This window comes from Microcystis sp. BLCC-F210 (assembly GCF_042134685.1).
Taxonomy (GTDB): Bacteria; Cyanobacteriota; Cyanobacteriia; order Cyanobacteriales; family Microcystaceae; genus Microcystis; species Microcystis aeruginosa_D.
Genome location: NZ_CP169647.1, coordinates 1,265,054 through 1,286,597, shown reverse-complemented (window position 1 = coordinate 1,286,597; position 21,544 = coordinate 1,265,054). Strand labels below are relative to the sequence as shown.

Genomic DNA, 21,544 nt, shown 5'->3' with positions numbered 1-21,544 from the left:
TCTACCGTAACTTCTGAAATTGGCTCTTCTGGTTTCTGTGTAGAAACGAGGTCTATACTGATAGAATATCCGCAAAATAGTCTTAAAAGTCTTGTCCAGTAAGCATTTCACGATTCCATAAGCAAAAATTATCGGCTCTACCGAACCTGTCATGTAAAACTATTAACAACTTATGCTTGTAAAGCTTGTATAGTAAAGCTTTGAGTTTTTGTTAGATTGATATTTATCAACTTTAGAGCATTGCTGGACAGAGAGGGAGCTTGGGGAATTTTCTACATTGTAAGTTCGGAAGAACCAAATTATCACACAAAGCCGAGAAAAGCCTGAAATTGATCTTAAAGATTCGCAATATTACTTTAACCGAGAATTAAGCTGGTATGAGAATTAAACAAATTACAGTTAAGCATCTTTTTGGCATATTTGACCATACAATTAATCTCAATATGCAGGAAAGAATAACTATTATTCATGGTAAAAATGGCTTTGGGAAAACCTCAATACTGCGATTGGTCAATGGTTTTTTTAACTCAAAGTATTCAGAGATAAGAGCTATTCCTTTTCAAAAATTTACTATAATTTTTGACGATAAAAGCTTTGTGGATATTCTCAAACCTTCCACCAGTAGAAATAAAAAAAGTAATGCAAGACCAAAGATTACTTTTAATTTTACTTCCTCCGATCAAAAAGAAGAACCGACTTTTTCTCCTGATTCACCAGACGGGAAAACAATCTCTTTCCCTCTCGGTATGATAGATGATTTCATACCCGATTTAGATAGAGTTGGATCAGAAACATGGCTCTATCCCCCCACAGGAGAAATTCTGTATCTAGAAGATATTTATGAACGATTTGGAGAATATTTACCCAAGCAATTCCAGAAAGAATATCCTGATTGGTTAAAGAAAATTCGAGACTCTATTAATGTTCGTTTTATTGAATCACAACGTCTATTAGATATTGCCAATAGTGCCAAAATTGGCAGAACTATAAGGAGGCCGATGACATTGTACTCTGTGGCCAGCTATTCTGAAGATTTAGCAGAAAATATTCAAACTAAATTAGCAGAGTATGGACAACTATCTCAAACTTTAGACCGAACCTTTCCAGCGAGAGTTGTACAAAAAAAGGCATCATTGACCGATGATGAACTAAGGGAAAAAATTGATCAACTTGAAAGGGAAAGAAATCAATTAATTAGTGCAGGACTGTTGAAAAAAGATGAAGATTCTAACTTTCAAGTTAGAGATAGTATTGATGATAGCACCAGAAAGTTATTATCGGTTTATATTGAGGATGTAGATAAAAAGCTCAATGTATTCAATGACATTTATCCGAAAGTAGAGCTATTTAAAAATATAATTAATAAAAAATATTCTTTCAAAAGTGTTACTATTGATCAAAGTAAAGGGTTTATCTTCACTACCCAAGAAGGGGAGGTTTTATCACCAACAGATTTATCTTCTGGGGAACAGCACGAATTAGTAATTTTATATGAATTGTTATTTAAAGTTAAACCTAATACTTTGATCTTAATTGATGAACCAGAAATGTCACTTCATATTTCATGGCAGCAGGAATTTTTAAAAGATTTACAGGAAATCACGAAACTTTCCGGGTTAGATATTTTGATGGCTACCCATTCTCCTGATATTATTAATGATCGTTGGGATTTGACAGTTGAATTAGAGAAACCAAAGCAAAAAAGCAAAGATGAGAGAACAGATAACACCTGACAGAATTGCTAATAGCATTCGTTTACTACGCAGCGATCATGAGGGAGTTTTTTTAATTGTTGAAGGTCATAGTGATAAACTTATTTATGAGCGATTAGTAAACAAGCAAGAGGTTAGGATCACAATTGCCTCTGGTAAAAATAATGCTATCAAAGCATTATCCATCTTAGAAAAAGAAAATTTTTGCCGAGTTGTTGCTGTTATAGATGCGGATTTTTCGAGAATAGAACAGCAAATTTCCGACAGTAATAATCTCTTTTTAACCGATGAACATGATTTGGAAATGATGTTAATTAAATCTGCTGCTTTCGATAAATTATTAAAAGAACGAGGAAGTGAAGAAAAAATTGCAGCTTTTTCCAAAGATATTAGAGAAACTTTACTAAAGTTAGGGCAGGAAATTGGTAAATTAAGATTGCTATCTCTTAGAAATAAGTTGGATTTAAAGTTTGAAGGATTAAAGTTTGGTAAGTTTATTGACAAAGAGAAGCTGTCAATAAATATTGACGAATTAATTAGGGCTTGCTGAATAAATGTGAAATGTAGGCACTTCATCGGCCCGCGTCCTGTAGGGGCGAAGCATTCGGGCAATAATTTATCGGTGAAACCGGAGATTTTCTATCCGAATGCTTCGCCCGTACTTTTTCAGCAAGCCCTATATACACTAATGATTAATTGGCAATCTAATCATCATCCTTATAAAATATTCTGATTCGGATTATTGCCTGAAGTTGGAGATGATATATTTAACAAGTCAGATCGGCTCGATTTTGTGTTATGATCAAAGCTGGGCTTTAAAAACAATATTCTCAGCAGATCATGCCTATTGTTCTTCTTGGCACTCTAATTTCACCGAAAGATTAATTTAACCTTAATCGGTCGGGACTGATTTCTTAACCTTTTAATAAATTGATTTTTTCCCCAGTCAGGCTAGAATCAGTAGGACTAGCATCCAAGATAATCGGGGTAACTTTGGTTAATCTGGGGCATTCTAGCCTAAAAAAACGCCAAAAATAGTCAAATTTAGACTTGAGTGGCTTCTTACTAACTGTTTAATCTATTATTTAGGTATTAGACTCTATGGCTAAAGCTTCTACCGTAACTTCTGAAATCGATCTTAAAGATTCGCAATATTACTTCAACCGAGAATTAAGCTGGTTAGAATTTAATCGTCGCGTGCTTTATGAAGCACTTGATCCTCGGACTCCCCTACTGGAAAGATTAAAATTTACCGCCATTTTTTGTGCCAATCTCGACGAATTTTTTATGGTACGGGTGGCAGTGCTTAAACAACAGGTAGAGGCAAATGTAGCCGTTTTAAGTGCCGATGGCCGGACTGCCTCGGAACAGCTAATCGAGATCAGTAAACGTCTGCGTCCCCTTGTACAACAGCAGGATCGTCTTTTTGAACACACCCTAAAAAACCTCTTAGTGGAACAGGGAATTCATCTGATTAACTATGTGGATTTACATCAAGAACAGCGCAATTATCTCCACGATTACTTTGAACAAAATATTTTCCCCGTTTTAACTCCTCTAGCGGTGGATCCTAGTCATCCTTTTCCCTATATTTCTAATCTTAGTCTCAATTTAGCCGTAGTCGTTCGCGATCCCGACACCGATAAAGAACTATTTGCCAGGGTGAAAGTGCCGCAGGTTTTCCCCCGTTTTCTGGCATTATCCAAAGAATTACGCCACCAAGACGGAAAAGCTTCGATTTGGACTGGAGTACCCCTTGAACAGGTGGTAATGCACAATTTAGAGGCACTTTTCCCCGGCATGATCATCCAAGAATGTTATCCTTTTCGGGTGACGCGCAATGCTGACATCTCCGTTGAAGAAGATGAGGCCGATGATTTATTATTAGCGATCGAGGAAGAAGTACGCAAGCGCCGCATCGGTAAATCGGCAGTACGTCTGGAAATCCACAGTTCTACTCCTAGCAATATTAAAGACCGGATCATGCGCGATCTGGGACTTGAGGAGATCGATGTTTACGATGTGGATGGACTGCTGGGACACAAAGATTTATTTTATTTTCTGTCTTTACCCTGTCCCGAACTGAAGGATCCCCCTTGGAGTCCCGTCACCCCACCGGTTTTACAGAGATTGCGAGAAATAGTTGACGGTAACGAAGACGGCATTTTAGAACAGGATGGCGAAGATATTTTTACTTTAATTCGCAATAACGATATTCTCGTTCATCACCCTTACCATTCCTTTAGTGCCTCGGTACAACAGTTTATCGCCCAGGCGGCCTATGATGCCCATGTTTTAGCGATTAAAATGACTTTGTATCGTACTTCTGGAGATTCCCCGATTGTCAATTCCCTGATTGCAGCCGCGGAAAATGGGAAACAGGTAGCGGCGTTAGTGGAACTAAAAGCTCGCTTTGATGAGGAAAATAACATTAGTTGGGCGAAAAAGCTCGAACAAGCCGGAGTTCACGTTGTTTATGGCTTAGTTGGTCTAAAAACCCACACAAAAGTGGTTCTCGTGGTCAGAAAAGAAGGGGATAAAATCCGTCGTTATTTCCATATTGGCACGGGCAATTATAACCCAAAAACTGCCAAATTATACACTGATTTGGGTTTACTTAGCTGTCGCGAGGATTTAGGGGCAGATATCACCGATTTATTTAACTTTCTGACTGGATACTCCCGTCAGCAATCCTACCGCAAACTTTTAATTGCTCCGGTGAGTTTGCGAAAACGGATGTTAGCAATGATCGATCGCGAGGCCAAAAACTGTAAAAATGGCGGTACGGGGCGCATTGTGGCAAAAATGAACGCTCTTGTGGATAAACCGATTATAGAAGCTTTATACGCCGCTTCTCGTGCCGGTGTGCAGATTGACTTGATTATTCGCGGCATCTGTTGTTTACGGCCCGGATTGCCAGAAATAAGCGAAAATATCCGAGTAATTAGCATTATCGGCCGCTTTTTGGAACATTCCCGCATTTTTTACTTTTACAATGGTGGTCAGGAGGAGGTGTATATTGGTAGCGCCGATTGGATGTCGCGGAACCTGACTCGTCGCGTGGAAGCAGTGACACCCATCGATGAACCAGCGATCGCCAAGGAACTGGAAGAAATTCTCGGCATTATGTTGTCAGATAACCGACAAGCATGGGAATTACAATCCGATGGCAGTTATATTCAGCGTCGTGCTGACAATGAGGGCCAGGAAAGCAGTACCCATGTAATTTTAATGGACAAAGCCCTTAAATCTGCGGGTATTAGTCCATAGGATCAGTTATCAGTTATTAGTTAAGTAGGTAGGCGTTAAAAGTTGTCAGATGCCCCCTTATTAAGGGGGGATTAAAGGGGGGACTAAGGGGGGATCGGCACCCCCCTTATCAAGGGGGGCAGGGGGGATCGAACCTAAAATCCATTTTTAATTTAATTATAACCAGCTACTTATCAGTTATCAGTTATCAACATTTTTCGCGGGTTAGACACAATGGCTGAAAATCTAGAGTTTTCGTTGAGGTGCGTCGATGCCTTGTCCAGTAAGGCTTTGAGCCTGATGACCGAGGTGACTATTGACAATTATTATTAATAATGTCTATGCTTTTCAATATCCCACGAAAAATCGTTGTACAATCCTTGTACAGCCTAGCTTTGCAAAGCTAGTCTTGCTTCCAATTCGTGAAGCGTATGAATGGAAACTAGCGAGAGGATTAGAGAATTTTACTCCTCTTCTTCTGCTTGCTTCCAATTCGTGAAGCGTATGAATGGAAACACCAAGCAGAAAATTGACAATCCTCAGGTGCGACAATCTTGCTTCCAATTCGTGAAGCGTATGAATGGAAACGAGAATAATTGGTCGGGAGTGACCTCCATGGCGGTTATCTTGCTTCCAATTCGTGAAGCGTATGAATGGAAACTAAATCTCGCCCAAGAGGGCGACCAAAACCGCTATTCTTGCTTCCAATTCGTGAAGCGTATGAATGGAAACCACACAGCAGCCTTGGCAAAGGCGAGGCGCGCAGCCCTTGCTTCCAATTCGTGAAGCGTATGAATGGAAACTCTTATTAAGCGACCCGCACAAGGGTGCGGGTGCTACATTCCGCTTGCTTCCAATTCGTGAAGCGTATGAATGGAAACACGCAGCCCTTCTCCAGCAAACGCTGGATTTGGGGGTTAACTTGCTTCCAATTCGTGAAGCGTATGAATGGAAACGATGTGTAGGGTTAATTCATGAATTAACCCTACAATTTTTTTAATTCCAATTCGTGAAGCGTATGAATGGAAACAGAATGCCAGGGATCAATCCCATCTCATCGGTTAAGAAAAATCCGAGATTTCAGCAGGATTATGCGTCAGTGGGGACAACAATTTCAGAGGAACTTTAACCAGACTGAACTCGGCAGAATAATTTATGCGGGAGGAGATGATTTTTTAGGCATCGTTTATAATAGCCAATTTCCTGATCCACAACTCGATCGATCTCGATCGAGTTCTCCACTGGCTACAAACCCCTCATAAGTAGGGTTTGCTGAATAAATGTGAAATGTAGGCAAGGTCAGGGTTTTGTGGCTTTTCTCGTGAAACAGGTGCAAGATTTTGAGAGAATCGTGCTTCAAAACCTTGCGTCTTCATCGGCCCGCGTCCTGTAGGGGCGAAGCATTCGGGCAGTAACCTATCGGTGAAACCGTAGATTTTCTATCCGAATGCTTCGCCCGTACTTTTTCAGCAAACCCTAAGTAGCGATCGCACTTTCAAAAGACCAAATAATCACATTTAAAGGATTTTGCTTTAAATCTTTTCATCGGAAGCAATAAAATCATCTCGTGAGATACCCGCTTGAGTGCAAATAATCCTTAGTGTAGAGCTTTTAATTTGCTTGTGATTGGGTAGCGTTAAAAGTGTTGTTGTTCCATCTGGATTTTTTCTAATCATAGAAATATGCTCTTTTTATCTAACAATTGAAAAACCAAATTTTTCAAGAACTTTAATCACTTTGGCTTTAGGGGCATCAGCCGGAAATTTTGCCATTAGACTATTGCTTCTACAACAAAGGCTTCTAATAAAGATGAGTCAGCTTCGAGAACTGATTCCCCAAAGGTTTCAACATGAAAAGCGATCGCCGATTGCACATCAATAAGAGCATCTTCATGGGTATCACCCTCACCGACTACTACGCCTTGAATTCCCAATGGATAGGCGATATAGCCATCAGAATGTTTTTCCACAATGATTTTAATGGATTTCATAAATTCTTGACACTTTACAGGAATTTCCTGATCCTATCTCATTTCTATAGGACTTTGATAATAAAACGATCGCCTCTCCTCCTCATCAAAATCTCCAAAAAAGTTGACTCTCCAAAAGTGATCGCTATTCCTCATCATCAAAAAGCGATCGCATCCTCCAATTGTATCCCCACAAAACGTGATCGCTATTCTTAAACGATGCTATAGTCAGAATAGTGAGTTCTAATTACAAGAATGCAAGTTAAAGACCTAAGTGTTGAAGATTTTAAGTTTTTGATTCAAGAAACTGTTACAGAAACAGTTCAATCTCTACTAAATGATCCTGATGTTGATAAACAACTTAAAACCGAAGTCTCTCAATCTCTAGCTGACTCTTTACAGCGAACTCGAAATGGAGAACGGGGAATTTCTGCGGAAGAAGTAGCTCAAAGATTAGGATTAGATTGGTAATGCCTCGCCATATAGAATTTACCGATAAAGCTTTTGAAGGTTTAGAGTCGCTTACAGCAGTTGTTCGGGAGCGTGTCTTTTAAAAAAGTTCGTTGGATAAATGAAAATTTTGATGATATTAGACATCAAAGTTTAAGTTCTAATTTAAGCGGTTTGTTTAAACTTAGAATTGGCGATTACAGGGTGATATATTCTTTTGATGATGACTTTATTACGATTCATCAAGTTGGTCATCGTCGAGATATTTATTCTGATTAGTTTTAGTTTAATTACTTCCATTCCAAAAAAATGCTCCTTCCAAAAGCGATCGCACTCCTCCTCATCAAAATCGCCAAAAAAGTTGCTTATCCCAAAAGTGATCGCTATTCCTCATCATCAAAAAGCGATGTCGTCCTGACAATGAGGGACAGGAAAGCAGTACCCATGTAATTTTAATGGACAAAGCCCTTAAATCTGCGGGTATTAGTCCATAGGAACAGTGATCAGTTATCAGTTAAGTAGGTAGGCGTTAAAAGTTGTCAGATGCCCCCCTTATTAAGGGGGGATTAAGGGGGGATCCGCACCCCCCTTATCAAGGGGGGATTAAGGGGGGATCGGCACCCCCCTTATCAAGGGGGGCAGGGGGGATCGAACCTAAAATCCATTTTTAATTTAATTATAACCAGCTACTTATCAGTTATCGGTTATCAACATTTTTCGCGGGTTAGACAAAATGGCTGAAAATCTAGAGTTTTCGTTGAGGTGCGTCGATGCCTTGTCCAGTAAGGCTTTGAGCCTGATGACCGAGGTGACTATTGAAAATTATTATTAATAATGTCTATGCTTTTCAGTATCCCACGAAAAATCGTTGTACAATCCTTGTACAGCCTAGCTTTGCAAAGCTAGTCTTGCTTCCAATTCGTGAAGCGTATGAATGGAAACCGAATGTAGCCGGTATGCAGTGAAACTATTTCAGTTACTTGCTTCCAATTCGTGAAGCGTATGAATGGAAACTATCCGCCAATCCCTAAAGCTATATCCTTTTGACTTGCTTCCAATTCGTGAAGCGTATGAATGGAAACCCGTTGTAGATTTGGGTTGCTCTTTCGAGCTTTTGATCTTGCTTCCAATTCGTGAAGCGTATGAATGGAAACCAGAGGAGGCGGGTCTCGCCGCTTTTTTCTAGATCCTTGCTTCCAATTCGTGAAGCGTATGAATGGAAACCTGTTTCCAGCTTAAATTCAACAACTGCTTTTGCCTTGCTTCCAATTCGTGAAGCGTATGAATGGAAACTTAACATTTGGTCCTCACGGAGCAACGAAATGTTAAGGTAAAGCTTGCTTCCAATTCGTGAAGCGTATGAATGGAAACTCGTCGTTGCACCCAGTGGTCCACTGGCTACCCCAATGCTTCTTGCTTCCAATTCGTGAAGCGTATGAATGGAAACCCGCGATTGCGATATTACCATCAGCGAATGAAAGATTATTCTTGCTTCCAATTCGTGAAGCGTATGAATGGAAACGTCGGCACTGCCTGGGGACACGTACACATCAACAACAGGTTTCTTGCTTCCAATTCGTGAAGCGTATGAATGGAAACACGGATTCTCTTCAGCATCCTTAGCATCCTTCATCCGCCTTGCTTCCAATTCGTGAAGCGTATGAATGGAAACGCATAAACTTGATTTCATTTTCAGACAGTTTAGAGCTGGCTTGCTTCCAATTCGTGAAGCGTATGAATGGAAACTATGGTGTTTAGAAAGACTTGGCGGCCTTTCTCCACCTTGCTTCCAATTCGTGAAGCGTATGAATGGAAACTTTTCGTCCTCTATTGTGCACACTACCTCCTCTTTATCTTGCTTCCAATTCGTGAAGCGTATGAATGGAAACTAAATAAGCGCAAACAAAACACAAAACAGCAATACTTGCTTCCAATTCGTGAAGCGTATGAATGGAAACCTGTCGTATTCGTATATTGCGGACGTGCCCGTGGGCAGGCCCTCGTCTTGCTTCCAATTCGTGAAGCGTATGAATGGAAACATTTACAAGTGGAACAACCACTTGATAAATTTTTTGAGATCCTTGCTTCCAATTCGTGAAGCGTATGAATGGAAACGATATCGCCTTGATATCATCCTCTGTGATTTCGTACATTTTTTCTTGCTTCCAATTCGTGAAGCGTATGAATGGAAACGATATCGCCTTGATATCATCCTCTGTGATTTCGTACATTTTTTCTTGCTTCCAATTCGTGAAGCGTATGAATGGAAACAGCAAGTTCCGAGGGAAGAAAGCACTGATAATAAAGCTTGCTTCCAATTCGTGAAGCGTATGAATGGAAACAGTATCTTGCCCCCAACTTCTCCCTTTTTTAAGATAGCCTTGCTTCCAATTCGTGAAGCGTATGAATGGAAACGATTTCGTCCAAGGCGGCCATGAGGGCATCCTTGAGGTCTTGCTTCCAATTCGTGAAGCGTATGAATGGAAACACAACACACACCGCGGCCAACTCCGCAGAACCAAGACTTGCTTCCAATTCGTGAAGCGTATGAATGGAAACAATGTGTAGGGTTAATTCATGAATTGACCCTACAATTTTTTTAATTCCAATTAGTTAAGTGCCTGAATAGAAACGATGCTTAATTAATAAAAATCAATAAAAATAAAGATTGTTTAAGAAAAATTATTTAAAATTAACACAATAATTAGAAATTTAGTGATAGATATAAAAGTACAAAAGAGCCAATTAATCTAACAATCCTATTTTTTTAGCCAGAGATAAGTCTTTTCTAGGTCTTTTCAAGGCTGTTGAATATACCTCTTAAACAATCGAGTTTTCTATAGCTTTATGCCCAAATATATAGCGATCACCTTCTCCCCCGTCCAAAGCTTTATTGAAAAATCCCGCAAATTGAGGGACCTGTACGGAGCCTCTCAGATTCTCTCGGATCTGACCAGTACAATCGTCACCCACCGGCCCGAGCAGTACCACCTAATTAGCCCCGGACTCCTAAACTCCCAACAGGGAATGCCCAACCGTGTTCTCCTGAAAATCGATAGCGAAATGCAGTCCTCCTCCTCCGAGGAAATCATTGCGGAACTGCAACGAGCCTTTTTAAATCGTTGGAAAAATATTCTCGCAACCTGTAGAAAATGGGTCGAAAACGCCCTCGCGCCTTACTATCGATCCTCAGAATGGAATTGGCAAAAAAGCTGGAAAAAGTGGGAAAAACGCACCTGGGAATTTTTCTGGGGCATGGGGGACAATCTAGAGTCCGCCATGGTCGATCTAGAAAATCGTAAACTCGCCCGCAATTGGCAAGGGGTGAATTGGGTCGGGGAAAGCTCTAGTCTGTCCGGGACTGACGCGATCGCTTGGTACGGGATGGATCGGGAAAACCAAGATATGAAAACGCTTGACTGGAGCGAAGAAAACCGACATATCGCCCTATTCTACCGAAGATTAGCCTTCCTACTCGATGGAGTTAACGATCCTGACGGTCAACCCAAAGATAAACAACCGGAAGGCAAATACATCGATGGAAACGAAAGATTGAATATTCCCGAATTAACCAAACGGTTGATCACTCTCCCACATATCGCCCGCTCTCTAGGAGTCGAACTTCCCGAAGAACTTCGCCAGCGAGGATTTCGAGACCTGATCAGGAGACCGCAAGATAACCCCGCCTCAGTGGGACAAAAAACGGGCTGGTTCATGGGAGATGGCGATAAAGTAGGCGATTACCTGAAAAACCTCGGCTCAGACCAAAAAATCCGAGATTTCAGCAAGATTATGCGTCAGTGGGGACAAAAATTTCAGAGGGACTTTAACCAGACCGAACTCGGCAGAATAATTTACGCGGGAGGAGATGATTTTTTAGGCATCGTTTATAATAGCCAATTTCCCGATCCACAACTCGACTCGATCGATCTTGATCGAGTTTTTCACTGGCTACAAACCCTCGATCAACAGTGGAAAACTGGAAAAACTGAAGAGATCAATCAACGGGTGACTCTAAGTCTCGGCTTCGTTTGGGCAGCCCACAGCATTCCCCAGAGAGACGTTTTACAGCACTGTCGGGAAGCAGAACAGCGCTCGAAAAAACTAGGACGCGATCGCCTCACCATCCGCGTTTTATTTAACAACGGGCAATATGTTCAATGGACAACCAGATGGAAATACTTGAACACGCTAAACCACTATCGAGATCGGGACGGTGGGAAAAACTGGGGTCATATCTATAGCGACTTCGCCCGACTAAAAGCCCGTCACGCTTTTGGTCTGGGCTATCTCGATAACCCTAGAAGCCATTCCGATGGCGCAGACTTGGAAATCCTCGATAACCTCTCCACACTCCTACAGTTTTTCGATCTATACTTTAGCGGCTATAAAGAAATTTTAGAAGAAGAAGATGATCAGATCGTCTCCCTCCCAGAGGGCGCGCCATCGAAGGACTACGCTAGGGCGATCATTCGCTGGATAGACGAACTGATCGCGATCGGTTGGCATCTCTCGATCGGGGAAACGATCAAAAAATAATCCTAAATCCGAATCTATTGCCTATTGCCTATCCTAACCAAGAAATTAATTTTGCACGACTACTTAGGGTTTGCTGAATAAATCTAAAAACCTTGTTGGGTAAACCTTTTAGACTTTTTTTCCCTCAAAAAGTGCCAACCATTGGAGTGATCGGGGGTAAAATCCCTGAACTTTTTCCCTGAAAATTAGGTAATTGACCAGATGAAAATCGCTAAAACCCCACACCCCACACCCCACACCCCACACCCTGCCCCCAGGAAAACCTTTTTCAGCAGACCCTACTTATGTTTTCCCATCTCATCATCATTAAACCCCTCGGCATGATGTACGGCAGTTCCGGCGCGTTCCTCTCCCCAGAAAACCTTGTCGGACGTTCTGGCTCTAAATTTCCCCCCGATGCCGCCACCCTATCCGGACTATTTTTCAGCGCCAATAAAACGACCCATCAGTATAGCCATCGGGAATTAAGAGACAACCTCTTCATCGCCGGCCCTTTCTGGGCCAAAACCAATAGTCTTCGTAACGTCTATATCCCGATTCCCCGCACGAAAATAATCGCCACCGACAAATCCGACGAATGGCGAATCATAGCTGCACCCGATCGACAAGTCGTCTGGGAGCGAGATTGCGACAAGGACTCAATAGAACCCGAATTTTCCTGGATTTCTAGTGAAGATTGGACAGAATTGGCGCAATACATCGCCGACAACGGATTGGCGGAACTCTCGCCGTGGGAATTTACCCCGATCCTACATCCCAAGCTAGAGATCGATCGACGCTGTACCGTCGAGAAGGACGGTCTGTTTTTAGAATACGCCGTGCAGATGAAGGAGGAAACCTGTTTGATCTATCTAGCCACCCATCCCCTCGATCCGGGATGGTATAAATTCGGCGGAGAAAATCATCTAGTCGAGATCGAGAGCGTTGAGATGAAACCGGATTGGGCCATCTATCAATTGCTGAGACAGCCAATCGAACAGGCCTTTGCGACGATTACTCCGGCCATCTGGGGATCGAAACGATTTTCCTCCCGAATTCCCGAACAACCCGATTTCCCCTCAGTTCAACTGCTGCTCACCGACAAACCCATCCCCTACCGTTACGGTTTAGGTGGACGCTTGGGACGGGGTAGGTATTCCGTTCCTTCGGGAAGCGTGTATGTGCTGGAAGAACCGATCGGGCGATCGTGGTGGGACTGGCCGGAAGACTGGTTTCCTAGAGAGGGGTTTCCCCTCAAACATATCGGCTGTGGACTATCTCTACCGCTCACAATAAAAGGATTGAATTGAATGTATCTAAAAGCCTACGGCATCATTGAAACCCTTGCCCCACTCCATCTGGGAGCCGCCGCCGGGGAAGAAAGCGGCAACCTTAACCTAATCTTTCGCGATCAGTTCACCCAAACAGGCATAATCCCCAGTAGTTCCCTACGCGGTCGTCTCCGCTCCGATATGTTAGCCCGTTTAACAAGCCAATACAAGAAGCGAGGGCAATCCCCAGAACAGGCCAAAACGAGCGCATTACAAGAAGTGGAACGCTGGTACGGCCGCGGTGCGGAAAAAAACCGACAGGAAAACTACGATTACGAATCGATTATCAAACCAGAACACGCCTCGATCGTCTGGCTGCCGGTTTTCTGCCCCGGACAACCGATCGTTTGGGTTAGTTGTCCGAGTTTACTACGACGCTACCAACGCATTGCCGACGTGAAGGCAGACATCCCCCCCGCGTACACCGGCTCGCAAACTCTAAAAACCCGTTCCAAAAACAACTCTGACCCCGTACTTTTCTTCAACTTGGGGTTTATCACGGTGAGTTACCCGAATCGGGATCTAACACCCTGGTTTCCCCTCAAAAACCTGCCCGCCGTGGTGGTCGATGACAATGATATGGGTATGATCCACGATATGGCCCTCTATCGTCAGAGTCGCGTGCAGTTAGAAGAAGATCGGAAAGTGGCGGCTAATAAAGCGTTTTTTAATGTCGAGGCAATACCAGAAGGAACAGTCCTCGCTTTTCCCCTTGCCCTTAAACCGATCGATGATAACGTTTGGGACAACTGGAAACCACTGGAACAAGATAAAACGGGGGATATTTATCTAGGGGGACTCGAATCGGTCGGCTTCGGCCACTGCATGATGACCTTGAAAAACTTATCGGGAGGTGCTTCATGACATGGAATCCTTATAACCTCGATCGGGCTGCCCAGGAATTGGTCTTAAAATACCGAGACAGCGAGAAAGTGTTAAATGAATCCCACAAAATGAGAACCACCGTCGCCTACGGTTTAGAACGTTTTTGGGGTGAACACCTGAGATTGATCGACAAAAATGACGCTACTGATCGACAAAAAGGACGATACTGGCGAGATGTCTGGCAGAAATTCGTCGATATCTTAGAAGATGCGGGATTACGGGTTCCCCGTGGCAAGATTAATCCTCAAGATAAACCGGAAGCTCAAACCAAAGCTATCCAAGCGATCGCCAGAGAGTTCTGGAATCAAGAAACTTTTCCCCTAGAAGATCAGAGAATCGCTCTCTACGTCCTCACCCAACTTTGTGATAGCTTGGTCTGGTGGACGCAACGATACAAACAATCTAGCACCAACCCCCAAAATTCCAAGATCGAGGAGGAAGAATAAAATGCCAGACTGGTCAGATGTACCCCTCCTCTATCAAGCACAGATCGAGGGAAGATGTCAACTACAAAGACAAGAAAATAAACAAAAATCGCGAGCCTACGATTGGGTCGATCAGTGGACAAAATTTTATCATTCTGCTGACGATAGTGGGGGTAAATCCCCACAACCCGATAACAGTAACCAATGGAGACGAAATTTATCTCCCGTCAACAGAAATAACTCCCCCGAACCACCGCAATTTAGCAGAGAAGCCAAGACGCGACCCTATACTATGACTTGGCGACTCGTCACCAATGGAGGTCAAGATGATGGCATTATCCGACCAGCTATCGGTGCGCGAGGCTATCCCTACTACCCCGGATCATCGATGAAAGGGGCTTTCCGTCGTGCCTGTGCCTGTACTACCGAACAAGCTTTCAGATATTGCGGCAAACCCTCCCAAGGCGATCAGGGTTCCGAACCAGGTATTCTGCGCTTTCTAGGAGGCTATCCTACGGATAATAACTGGACTAAAAACTTAGTCGATATCGCTCATCCCCAGCAGAAAAAACAAGTTATTCAAGACGAAAAAACTAACGCTAATGTACTCTTATCTTTTCACGAGGTAACTCTCAACTTCGGGATTTCCAGTACCATTCCCCTCGACGAACAAGAATGGCGAACGATCTGGCAAATTTGGGAGAAAGCGCTCGGCAATGGACTCGGTTCCAGAGTTAGCGCCGGATACGGTCGCTTTAAAGATGTACCCTCACCAGAAACCCTCTTACAAGTTCATCTCAAAGGACAGGGAATCGCCGCTACATTACTCGACAAAACTCCCGAATTCCGTCCCAATATGTTTAAAGCAGCCCTTCGAGGTCATACCCTACGTTTACTAGGAGGAATGACCGATGAAAAGACCGCTAAACATCTGACCCAAATCCTCTGGGGGGGTATCGACGGAGCGGCGATTCTGGGACAACTCGGCATCAGTTTCACTTATGAAGATGGTGATTTAAAATTTGACAAACATCGTTACACTCCTCCGGGTAAAAGCGAGCAAATTATGCCTCTATACAATCTCAAACGGGGAACTTTACAAATTTCCTGTATGAATCCTCGCACTTCCTCGGAAGAACGACAAGAACTCGCGGAATTAGCCAAGGCAATAGTGCAATTCTCTCTCTTACTCGGTGGATTCGGCAAATCGTGGCGAAGAGCGGATCACTGGCAGTTTTTCCATCCCTATTTAGAAAAAGGCAATAAACCGATGATCGGGTGTCATTGGAAATTTATAGACTCTTCAGAATCTCTTTATCTTCCTATCACCGATTTACAACAAGATCTATCACGATTTATCGATCGCCTTCGGATACGATTCCAGAATTACGCCGCTAAACAAGGCTATACTATTCATCCTGATAATCCTGTACACTGTAATTGGCGAGAAGCTTGGTATCCTTACGATAATCAAGGTGGGGTGCAAGTCTGGGGAAGAATTGTCGAGGATCGGATTAAAGCGATCACGTGGTTTCATCAACCTTACGGGGGAACCCACACCCTGCGGAACTTACAAGGAAGTATCGGACGGGACTCGCAAACTGGAAGACTTTGGCATCGAATTTACCCTTATTATCAATTGAATTCTGAAGGTAAACTGCAACAACAGAAACCACCGATCGAACTATTGACTTTCTTTCCCGAACCAACCGAGGATAGCGCTCATTTTATCGCTTTTCTCAACGAGCGATCGGACTTTGTAAAAATTTGGTAATATTTGTCATATTTATCGGGTATGCTGAAAAAGTACGGGCGAAGCATTCGGATAGAAAATCTACAGTTTCACCGATAGGTTATTGCCCGAATGCTTCGCCCCTACAGGACGCGGGCCGATAAAGACGCAAGGTTTTGAACGACGATCAAAATCTTGCACCTGTGAGAGCAAAACAGAACCCTAAAACCCTTACCTCGTCCATATTGCCCATTTATTCAGCAAACCATATTTATCGGGTAAAACCATGACTACTTGGATTATCACAACGGGAAACAGCGATATTCAATTAAATACCGATGCCAATTGGACGAGAGGGCAGAAATTCTTTACCACGGCTAGAGAGAAAGAACCTCTCTGTCATTGCCAAGGAACGGGTCAAGATTTTATCGAGCCAAAAAAAGAAAAAAATACTAACTTTTTTCCCGTTGCCGCTAGAGTTTTGGGATTAGTTTATAAAGATCATGAACATTGTTATTCAGATTTAGTATTCCCTTTGCTTGATGTTTTAATTCAAGCATTTCAAGATAAAAAATCTCCCGATCGAGTTTATATCATCCTAACCGATCAAGAAAAGCTTTTTAAAACATCGGACATCAAAAATTCTTCCTGTCCTTTCTGGCAAGATACCTGTACCTTAAAACCGCTTTTTGAATGGTACTTCCAGACCAAACTTAAGCTAAAACCGGATTTTATCACTTTACAGCCTTCTGTTAATAATAGAGGACTAGATCACTGGGATCAAGTGTTAACTCTTGTCACCGAAGAGTTAACAAAAATACAGCAAGACGATGTTTTTTACATCAGTCATCAAGCTAGTACCCCCGCTATTTCCTCGGCTGTTCAATTTGTCAGTATTGGTTACTTCTCTAACGTCAAGTTCTTGATAGTTAATCGATATTATGAAGAAAATAATATTAAAACAAGCCCCGAAATTATTCCGAGTTCTAGCTATTGGAAACAATTACAAATACAGAAGGCTAAAAAATTAATCACAGATGGTTTTCCGGGGTCGGCATTAGCATTATTAAAAGAGGTAGGATACAATAACTCAGAAAAAATTAAGGAGCTAGAAAGCTACATCGATCTTTTTAATATTAAAACCATAGATACTGGCGATGAATTTGATCCGACACAAGCGATCAAGAGAGTTCGTAAAACCTTAGATTTAATCGAATATTTCTTGAAACAAGAAAACTATCTTCAAGCAATTATTCTATTATCTGCCGCTCAAGAAACGTTTTTAAAAGCTTCTATTTCACTCTATTTACAAAAACATATACCCGGAGGTTTTAAAGAATGGAACGAGAAAGGATTATCACTTAACTTAAAAGAAACAAATGTCGAGCAAGTGATTAAGCAACTTAAATTAGATAAAGGTGACAATTATAAATTTCAGAGTCCTCATGAACTTTTTCCTTTACTCAAAGAATTTACGAAAATTGGAGATGATAATGATTGGCAATTATTAATTTGGTCATCCACAAGAGACAGAGAGCATGAATTTGATCGCCGTAACCAACTAATGCACAATTTACGGGGAGTAAAAAAAGAAGAAGTGATTCTTTATCTCACCAATCCCGAGGAATTAAGAAAGTATCTTGAAGACAAGGTTAGCTATTGCAATTCTCAAAGGATTAATCTAAATCAAAACGTAGATGAGGTTTATAAAACGAAGATTAAAGATAAATTTATTTCTGCATTGGAAACCCTATGTGAATGGACGGAAAATGATTATACCCCTTTAAAGCATCGTCTCGAAAAATTAGCCAAATCCCTATAAAAAATACGTTCCCCTAGTTTTTATTTAAACTAGGGGATATTGATTACTTATTTTTCATCTTTTGGCTTTCTGTTGTTGATGCAGATTTCGATCGATCCCCAGACCAGAACGTTTAGCGTAGGTGCGATCGCTGGGTGAGGTGCAACTAACGAGACTACATTACAGACAACTAACGCGGAAAGCTTAATGCCGGCGATTTTGGTGATTTTCATACTACGTCTCCATGCGTAGACAAAAATCAGGTCTTTTCGCGATGGATAATTGTAGTCATTTATGCCACACCTCTAACTAATATAACACATCAGATCGCAATCTGTGCAAAAGAATTAGACTTTTGGCTTCAAATAAACAAGTCGGTTAGTCCAATCCTGCTTTCCTTGCAGTTCCCACAAGGCTAAAAGCGAACGGATCAAAAGACCGAAATTGCTAGGGGGAATAGACTCATAATCGATAAAAATAACGCCGCTATGACTTTTCCAAGCTTCTCCCCATTCCCACAAAAGCGGGGGAATACTGTTCTGGTCGTAGGTTACTAGAGTTAATCGGGCTTCAGCCGCCGCTTTTAAGACAATTTCATCCGAATAGCCCAAATATCTACCTTTTTGCCAAGTTATCAAAGGAAAAATCGAGATTTCTGGACGTTTATAACTAATTTGTTCGGCAACCGTCGGAGAAATATGTTCATCCAATAAAAAAGATAGCATTTTAGCTATTCCCCGCTCAAATCAGCAGAAACCGTCATTGTTTCCAATTGCGGTAAGAGCCGCTTTATCGTCGTTTCATTCATCGCTTGAGCATCGGAAATCGCAGTTTGGACTTCGGACCGATAGGCTTCGGCATAGAGCAGGGCAGAGCGTACCCATTCCAGGGGTCGATGAAAATGTGCCGCCGTTTTTTCTTCATCTAGTCCGTAGCTTTGAGCGATTTGAATTACTTCCCACAGAGCCAAACTGGAGTTTTTTAGGTAGGGCTGCCGCCCCAAAGGAGAATGGCGAAATTCAATATAGGGGAACTCGCTTTCTCGGAGGGATTCCTCGATTAAAATCGCGCCGGTTTCGCTAGGGGTTTTTCCTAATCGGCGGGCTAACCGTTTCAGTCTTTCTGCTGTGTGGTCGGGCAGTCTGGTGCTAACAACTTGGGACATCAATTTTTTTAACTTTTAATTACACTGTTTACAGTGTAACTCAACTCATCCTGCCAATGCCATTAAAGAATTGACCGTTCACCGAAAAAGGAGGACTAATACTAAATCCTTTGAGTACAGGCCAGTTATGAGGAGAGGCAAAAGGGGGAATAAATAATCAGTTTTTAATAACCAGATTTAGTACAAGGTAGTGGCGCGGAGAAAAACCTTTTCTTTGAGTATTACCATAAGCTAAGTTTATGTTGTTGTGACAATCTATAAGCATCTGAGGGGGTAAGACAATCGCTAAAATCCTTATTCTCTCGTTGAACCCCTCCGATGCCCTTCTACTTCTTTTGCCGTTCGGCTATTCTGATATGTAGCCTATAATCAACGGATTTAGTATGACTAACTGGTTGAGAGGTTAAACCATCTCAAAAGCTGAGAGCAAGCATCTTGATCTGTATTTTCTCAACCAGTCAAATCAAGCAAGAATCCTAATAATAATTACCGACTTTGCGATGGTGAACGGCCGTTAAACTATCAGGTTTAGAAACGCGACCATCGGTGACTTTATTGTAAACAATCCAGTGGTCAGCACATTCCATGCGACTAACGACCTCACATTCTAAATAAGCGAGAGCATTGGCTAAAATTGGGGAACCATTATTAGCTGTGTGAGTATTGACTCCTGCAAAACGATCTTCCCCTGGTCTGAAACGTTTTAAAAAGTGTTTCATCAGGGTTTGATAATTGCCTTCTTCCAGAATATTTAAAATGAATTGATCCCCCACTTGCATTAAAGACTCGATCGCCCGATCTTTGGCCACAGCAACGGTAAAACCGGGAGGATCAAAACTTGCTTGCGTCACCCAAGAAGCGACCATTGCACCGCTTCTGTCTCCTTTCTTGGTGGTAATAATATATAGACCACCGCTAATCCGTCCGATGGCTTTATCAAGGTCAGTATCGAGGGATTTTCTTTGTTTAACTTTTACCTCTTGGGTTAATAGTTGTCCCATGTCTGTACCCGCTTCTTCACAGCGTTGATAGAGACTTTCGTTAGGAGTTTCTGTGCTACGAATGGGATCAAAAGCTTTGGTTAAACCAACTTCACGAAACTTATTAAATAGAGGTAAAATTGATTCATCGTCACCCCCTTGAGATTCAAACATTCCGATATATTGTTTGGGGTTAACCGAGGCGAGAATTGTGCCTAGATTTCCCGTAATTTCCTGGGTATTAATACCAGAAACAGGGGGAGTACCGATAACGATTCCCACCGCAGAAGAAGCTAATTCTTTTACCTCTTGGGGATCGGCGGATTTCAGGTCTAAAGTTTCTACAGCTAAACCAGTTTTAGTAATACCTTTGGCAATCGATTGACAGAGGCGATCGCTATAACCATAATCGGAAATATAGAAAACAGCGACGGTTTTTTCTGCCTTAGTTTGTGCCTGACTCCAATCACGATAACGGGTCAATAATTCAGTAACATTATGTTTTAATAACGGTCCATGACCATTAGCCACGAGATTAATATTACCTAGGGGTTCCATCCGTTTCATCGCCGCTAGTACCGAACGAGCATTAGGACCCATTAAACATTCATAATAGAAGCGATAATCCGGTTCAATAGCACTTAATTGCTCATCGTAAAGATCATCGGAACAGTAGTGCATTCCAAAAGCATCACAGGTAAATAAAATTCCCGAACCGTGATCGTAGGTAAAAATAGTATCGGGCCAATGTAAATTAGGAGCGTTAACAAATTCGAGAATGTGACCATTGCCTAGGTCTAACTGATCGCCATTTTTGACCAGTTGACGTTGAAAGGGATGATGAACTAAATTCTCTAAAAACTGAATTGCTACCTTCGACCCAACGACGGTAATATTGGGAGCGAGTTGTAGCAGATCTTTGACTAAACCACTGTGATCGGGTTCGGTATGACTGATAATTAAATAATCGATTTCTTGGGGGTTAATTAATCCGTTGAGACTATCAAAATATAGTTGACGGAATTTTTCATGAGAGGTATCCACAAGGGCGATTTTTTCCCCACGAATCAGATAGGAGTTATAAGTCGTACCGTTTTGTAATCCGAATTCAATATCGAAGCGATCGCGATCCCAATCGAGGGAACGAATAGCGGTGATGTCTGCGGTGAGATCGGCCACCTGCACGGTGAGACGTTTTGTTTTGACTGGTGTAGCAACCATCGAACCCCTCCTTATTGTTAAGTTTTTTATACTTTCTCTCTATTGTGCCACGAGAAAATAAGGTATGGAGATTTATTTTCTCAATAATTACTGATAACAGTTATCT

At 42.1% G+C, this 21,544-nt stretch carries 17 protein-coding genes and 2 CRISPR repeat arrays; of the genes, 12 read left to right on the top strand and 5 right to left on the bottom strand.

The window, feature by feature from the left end; all coding sequences use genetic code 11:
- Positions 1-377: 377 nt before the first annotated feature.
- From ACE3JL_RS06140 to ppk1, 3 genes are all read left to right on the top strand, one after another.
- The gene (locus ACE3JL_RS06140; RefSeq protein WP_375329071.1) at positions 378-1,733 is read left to right on the top strand and encodes an AAA family ATPase; all 1,356 of its coding nucleotides are present in this window, start codon (positions 378-380) and stop codon (positions 1,731-1,733) included.
- Complete coding sequence (locus tag ACE3JL_RS06135; RefSeq protein ID WP_375329070.1) at positions 1,711-2,262, top strand: DUF4435 domain-containing protein; 552 nt, start codon at positions 1,711-1,713, stop codon at positions 2,260-2,262. The genes ACE3JL_RS06140 and ACE3JL_RS06135 overlap by 23 nt, the downstream gene beginning before the upstream one ends.
- 551 nt (positions 2,263-2,813) lie before the next feature.
- On the top strand, positions 2,814-4,982 hold the full coding sequence (ppk1, locus tag ACE3JL_RS06130; protein ID WP_375329069.1) for a polyphosphate kinase 1: 2,169 nt from the start codon (positions 2,814-2,816) through the stop codon (positions 4,980-4,982).
- A 387-nt stretch (positions 4,983-5,369) separates the two neighbouring features.
- A CRISPR array of direct repeats spans positions 5,370-5,991; the repeat unit is 35 nt; unit sequence CTTGCTTCCAATTCGTGAAGCGTATGAATGGAAAC.
- 502 nt (positions 5,992-6,493) lie between these two features.
- Here ppk1 and ACE3JL_RS06125 read toward each other — a convergent pair.
- Together ACE3JL_RS06125 and ACE3JL_RS06120 are read right to left on the bottom strand one after the other, a co-directional pair.
- Positions 6,494-6,637 carry a hypothetical protein gene (locus tag ACE3JL_RS06125; protein ID WP_375329068.1) on the bottom strand — a complete coding sequence of 48 codons (144 nt, stop codon included), beginning with the start codon at positions 6,635-6,637 and terminating at the stop codon, positions 6,494-6,496.
- 95 nt (positions 6,638-6,732) lie between these two features.
- Positions 6,733-6,951, bottom strand: coding sequence for a type II toxin-antitoxin system HicB family antitoxin (locus ACE3JL_RS06120; protein WP_002741155.1), 219 nt, complete (start codon positions 6,949-6,951; stop codon positions 6,733-6,735).
- 234 nt (positions 6,952-7,185) lie between these two features.
- Between ACE3JL_RS06120 and ACE3JL_RS06115 the strand changes: the two genes are divergently transcribed.
- From ACE3JL_RS06115 to ACE3JL_RS06075, 9 genes are all read left to right on the top strand, one after another.
- Positions 7,186-7,401: a hypothetical protein gene (locus ACE3JL_RS06115; RefSeq protein ID WP_002741152.1), complete on the top strand. Its 216-nt coding sequence runs from the start codon at positions 7,186-7,188 to the stop codon at positions 7,399-7,401.
- A 72-nt stretch (positions 7,402-7,473) separates the two neighbouring features.
- Positions 7,474-7,659, top strand: a complete 186-nt coding sequence (locus ACE3JL_RS06110) for a type II toxin-antitoxin system RelE/ParE family toxin (protein WP_223210821.1) — start codon at positions 7,474-7,476, stop codon at positions 7,657-7,659.
- A gap of 30 nt (positions 7,660-7,689) precedes the next feature.
- Complete coding sequence (locus ACE3JL_RS06105; protein ID WP_375329067.1) at positions 7,690-7,830, top strand: hypothetical protein; 141 nt, start codon at positions 7,690-7,692, stop codon at positions 7,828-7,830.
- 457 nt (positions 7,831-8,287) lie between these two features.
- A CRISPR array of direct repeats spans positions 8,288-10,013; the repeat unit is 35 nt; unit sequence CTTGCTTCCAATTCGTGAAGCGTATGAATGGAAAC.
- Positions 10,014-10,227: 214 nt separating this feature from the next.
- Positions 10,228-11,919 (top strand): type III-B CRISPR-associated protein Cas10/Cmr2, encoded by a 1,692-nt coding sequence (locus ACE3JL_RS06100; protein ID WP_375329066.1) that lies wholly within the window; start codon positions 10,228-10,230, stop codon positions 11,917-11,919.
- A gap of 284 nt (positions 11,920-12,203) precedes the next feature.
- On the top strand, positions 12,204-13,208 hold the full coding sequence (locus tag ACE3JL_RS06095) for a CRISPR-associated protein (protein WP_375329065.1): 1,005 nt from the start codon (positions 12,204-12,206) through the stop codon (positions 13,206-13,208).
- Complete coding sequence (locus tag ACE3JL_RS06090; protein WP_375329064.1) at positions 13,209-14,093, top strand: RAMP superfamily CRISPR-associated protein; 885 nt, start codon at positions 13,209-13,211, stop codon at positions 14,091-14,093.
- Positions 14,090-14,560, top strand: coding sequence for a hypothetical protein (locus ACE3JL_RS06085; protein WP_271987669.1), 471 nt, complete (start codon positions 14,090-14,092; stop codon positions 14,558-14,560). The genes ACE3JL_RS06090 and ACE3JL_RS06085 overlap by 4 nt, the downstream gene beginning before the upstream one ends.
- Before the next feature lies 1 nt (position 14,561).
- A complete protein-coding gene (locus tag ACE3JL_RS06080; protein ID WP_375329063.1) occupies positions 14,562-16,313 on the top strand; it encodes an RAMP superfamily CRISPR-associated protein in 1,752 nt (583 codons plus the stop codon).
- A gap of 244 nt (positions 16,314-16,557) precedes the next feature.
- Positions 16,558-18,093: a hypothetical protein gene (locus tag ACE3JL_RS06075; RefSeq protein WP_375329062.1), complete on the top strand. Its 1,536-nt coding sequence runs from the start codon at positions 16,558-16,560 to the stop codon at positions 18,091-18,093.
- A gap of 326 nt (positions 18,094-18,419) precedes the next feature.
- Here the strand turns inward: ACE3JL_RS06075 and ACE3JL_RS06070 are convergent, their stop codons facing one another.
- The 3 genes from ACE3JL_RS06070 to ACE3JL_RS06060 form a co-directional block, all read right to left on the bottom strand.
- Complete coding sequence (locus ACE3JL_RS06070; RefSeq protein WP_002774995.1) at positions 18,420-18,797, bottom strand: DUF5615 family PIN-like protein; 378 nt, start codon at positions 18,795-18,797, stop codon at positions 18,420-18,422.
- A 5-nt stretch (positions 18,798-18,802) separates the two neighbouring features.
- The gene (locus tag ACE3JL_RS06065; protein WP_002774994.1) at positions 18,803-19,237 is read right to left on the bottom strand and encodes a hypothetical protein; all 435 of its coding nucleotides are present in this window, start codon (positions 19,235-19,237) and stop codon (positions 18,803-18,805) included.
- Between the two features lie 476 nt (positions 19,238-19,713).
- Entirely contained in the window at positions 19,714-21,438 is a 1,725-nt protein-coding gene (locus ACE3JL_RS06060) for a diflavin flavoprotein (RefSeq protein WP_375329061.1), read from the bottom strand.
- Positions 21,439-21,544: the final 106 nt, after the last annotated feature.

What these genes read in the sequence shown, in the direction of transcription:
- ACE3JL_RS06140 (WP_375329071.1), top strand. Translation starts at nt 378, where the DNA reads ATGAGAATTAAACAAATTACAGTTAAGCATCTTTTTGGCATATTTGAC.
- ACE3JL_RS06135 (WP_375329070.1), top strand. Translation starts at nt 1,711, where the DNA reads ATGAGAGAACAGATAACACCTGACAGAATTGCTAATAGCATTCGTTTA.
- ppk1 (WP_375329069.1), top strand. Translation starts at nt 2,814, where the DNA reads ATGGCTAAAGCTTCTACCGTAACTTCTGAAATCGATCTTAAAGATTCG.
- ACE3JL_RS06125 (WP_375329068.1), bottom strand. Translation starts at nt 6,637, where the DNA reads ATGATTAGAAAAAATCCAGATGGAACAACAACACTTTTAACGCTACCC.
- ACE3JL_RS06120 (WP_002741155.1), bottom strand. Translation starts at nt 6,951, where the DNA reads ATGAAATCCATTAAAATCATTGTGGAAAAACATTCTGATGGCTATATC.
- ACE3JL_RS06115 (WP_002741152.1), top strand. Translation starts at nt 7,186, where the DNA reads ATGCAAGTTAAAGACCTAAGTGTTGAAGATTTTAAGTTTTTGATTCAA.
- ACE3JL_RS06105 (WP_375329067.1), top strand. Translation starts at nt 7,690, where the DNA reads ATGCTCCTTCCAAAAGCGATCGCACTCCTCCTCATCAAAATCGCCAAA.
- ACE3JL_RS06100 (WP_375329066.1), top strand. Translation starts at nt 10,228, where the DNA reads ATGCCCAAATATATAGCGATCACCTTCTCCCCCGTCCAAAGCTTTATT.
- ACE3JL_RS06095 (WP_375329065.1), top strand. Translation starts at nt 12,204, where the DNA reads ATGTTTTCCCATCTCATCATCATTAAACCCCTCGGCATGATGTACGGC.
- ACE3JL_RS06090 (WP_375329064.1), top strand. Translation starts at nt 13,209, where the DNA reads ATGTATCTAAAAGCCTACGGCATCATTGAAACCCTTGCCCCACTCCAT.
- ACE3JL_RS06085 (WP_271987669.1), top strand. Translation starts at nt 14,090, where the DNA reads ATGACATGGAATCCTTATAACCTCGATCGGGCTGCCCAGGAATTGGTC.
- ACE3JL_RS06080 (WP_375329063.1), top strand. Translation starts at nt 14,562, where the DNA reads ATGCCAGACTGGTCAGATGTACCCCTCCTCTATCAAGCACAGATCGAG.
- ACE3JL_RS06075 (WP_375329062.1), top strand. Translation starts at nt 16,558, where the DNA reads ATGACTACTTGGATTATCACAACGGGAAACAGCGATATTCAATTAAAT.
- ACE3JL_RS06070 (WP_002774995.1), bottom strand. Translation starts at nt 18,797, where the DNA reads ATGCTATCTTTTTTATTGGATGAACATATTTCTCCGACGGTTGCCGAA.
- ACE3JL_RS06065 (WP_002774994.1), bottom strand. Translation starts at nt 19,237, where the DNA reads ATGTCCCAAGTTGTTAGCACCAGACTGCCCGACCACACAGCAGAAAGA.
- ACE3JL_RS06060 (WP_375329061.1), bottom strand. Translation starts at nt 21,438, where the DNA reads ATGGTTGCTACACCAGTCAAAACAAAACGTCTCACCGTGCAGGTGGCC.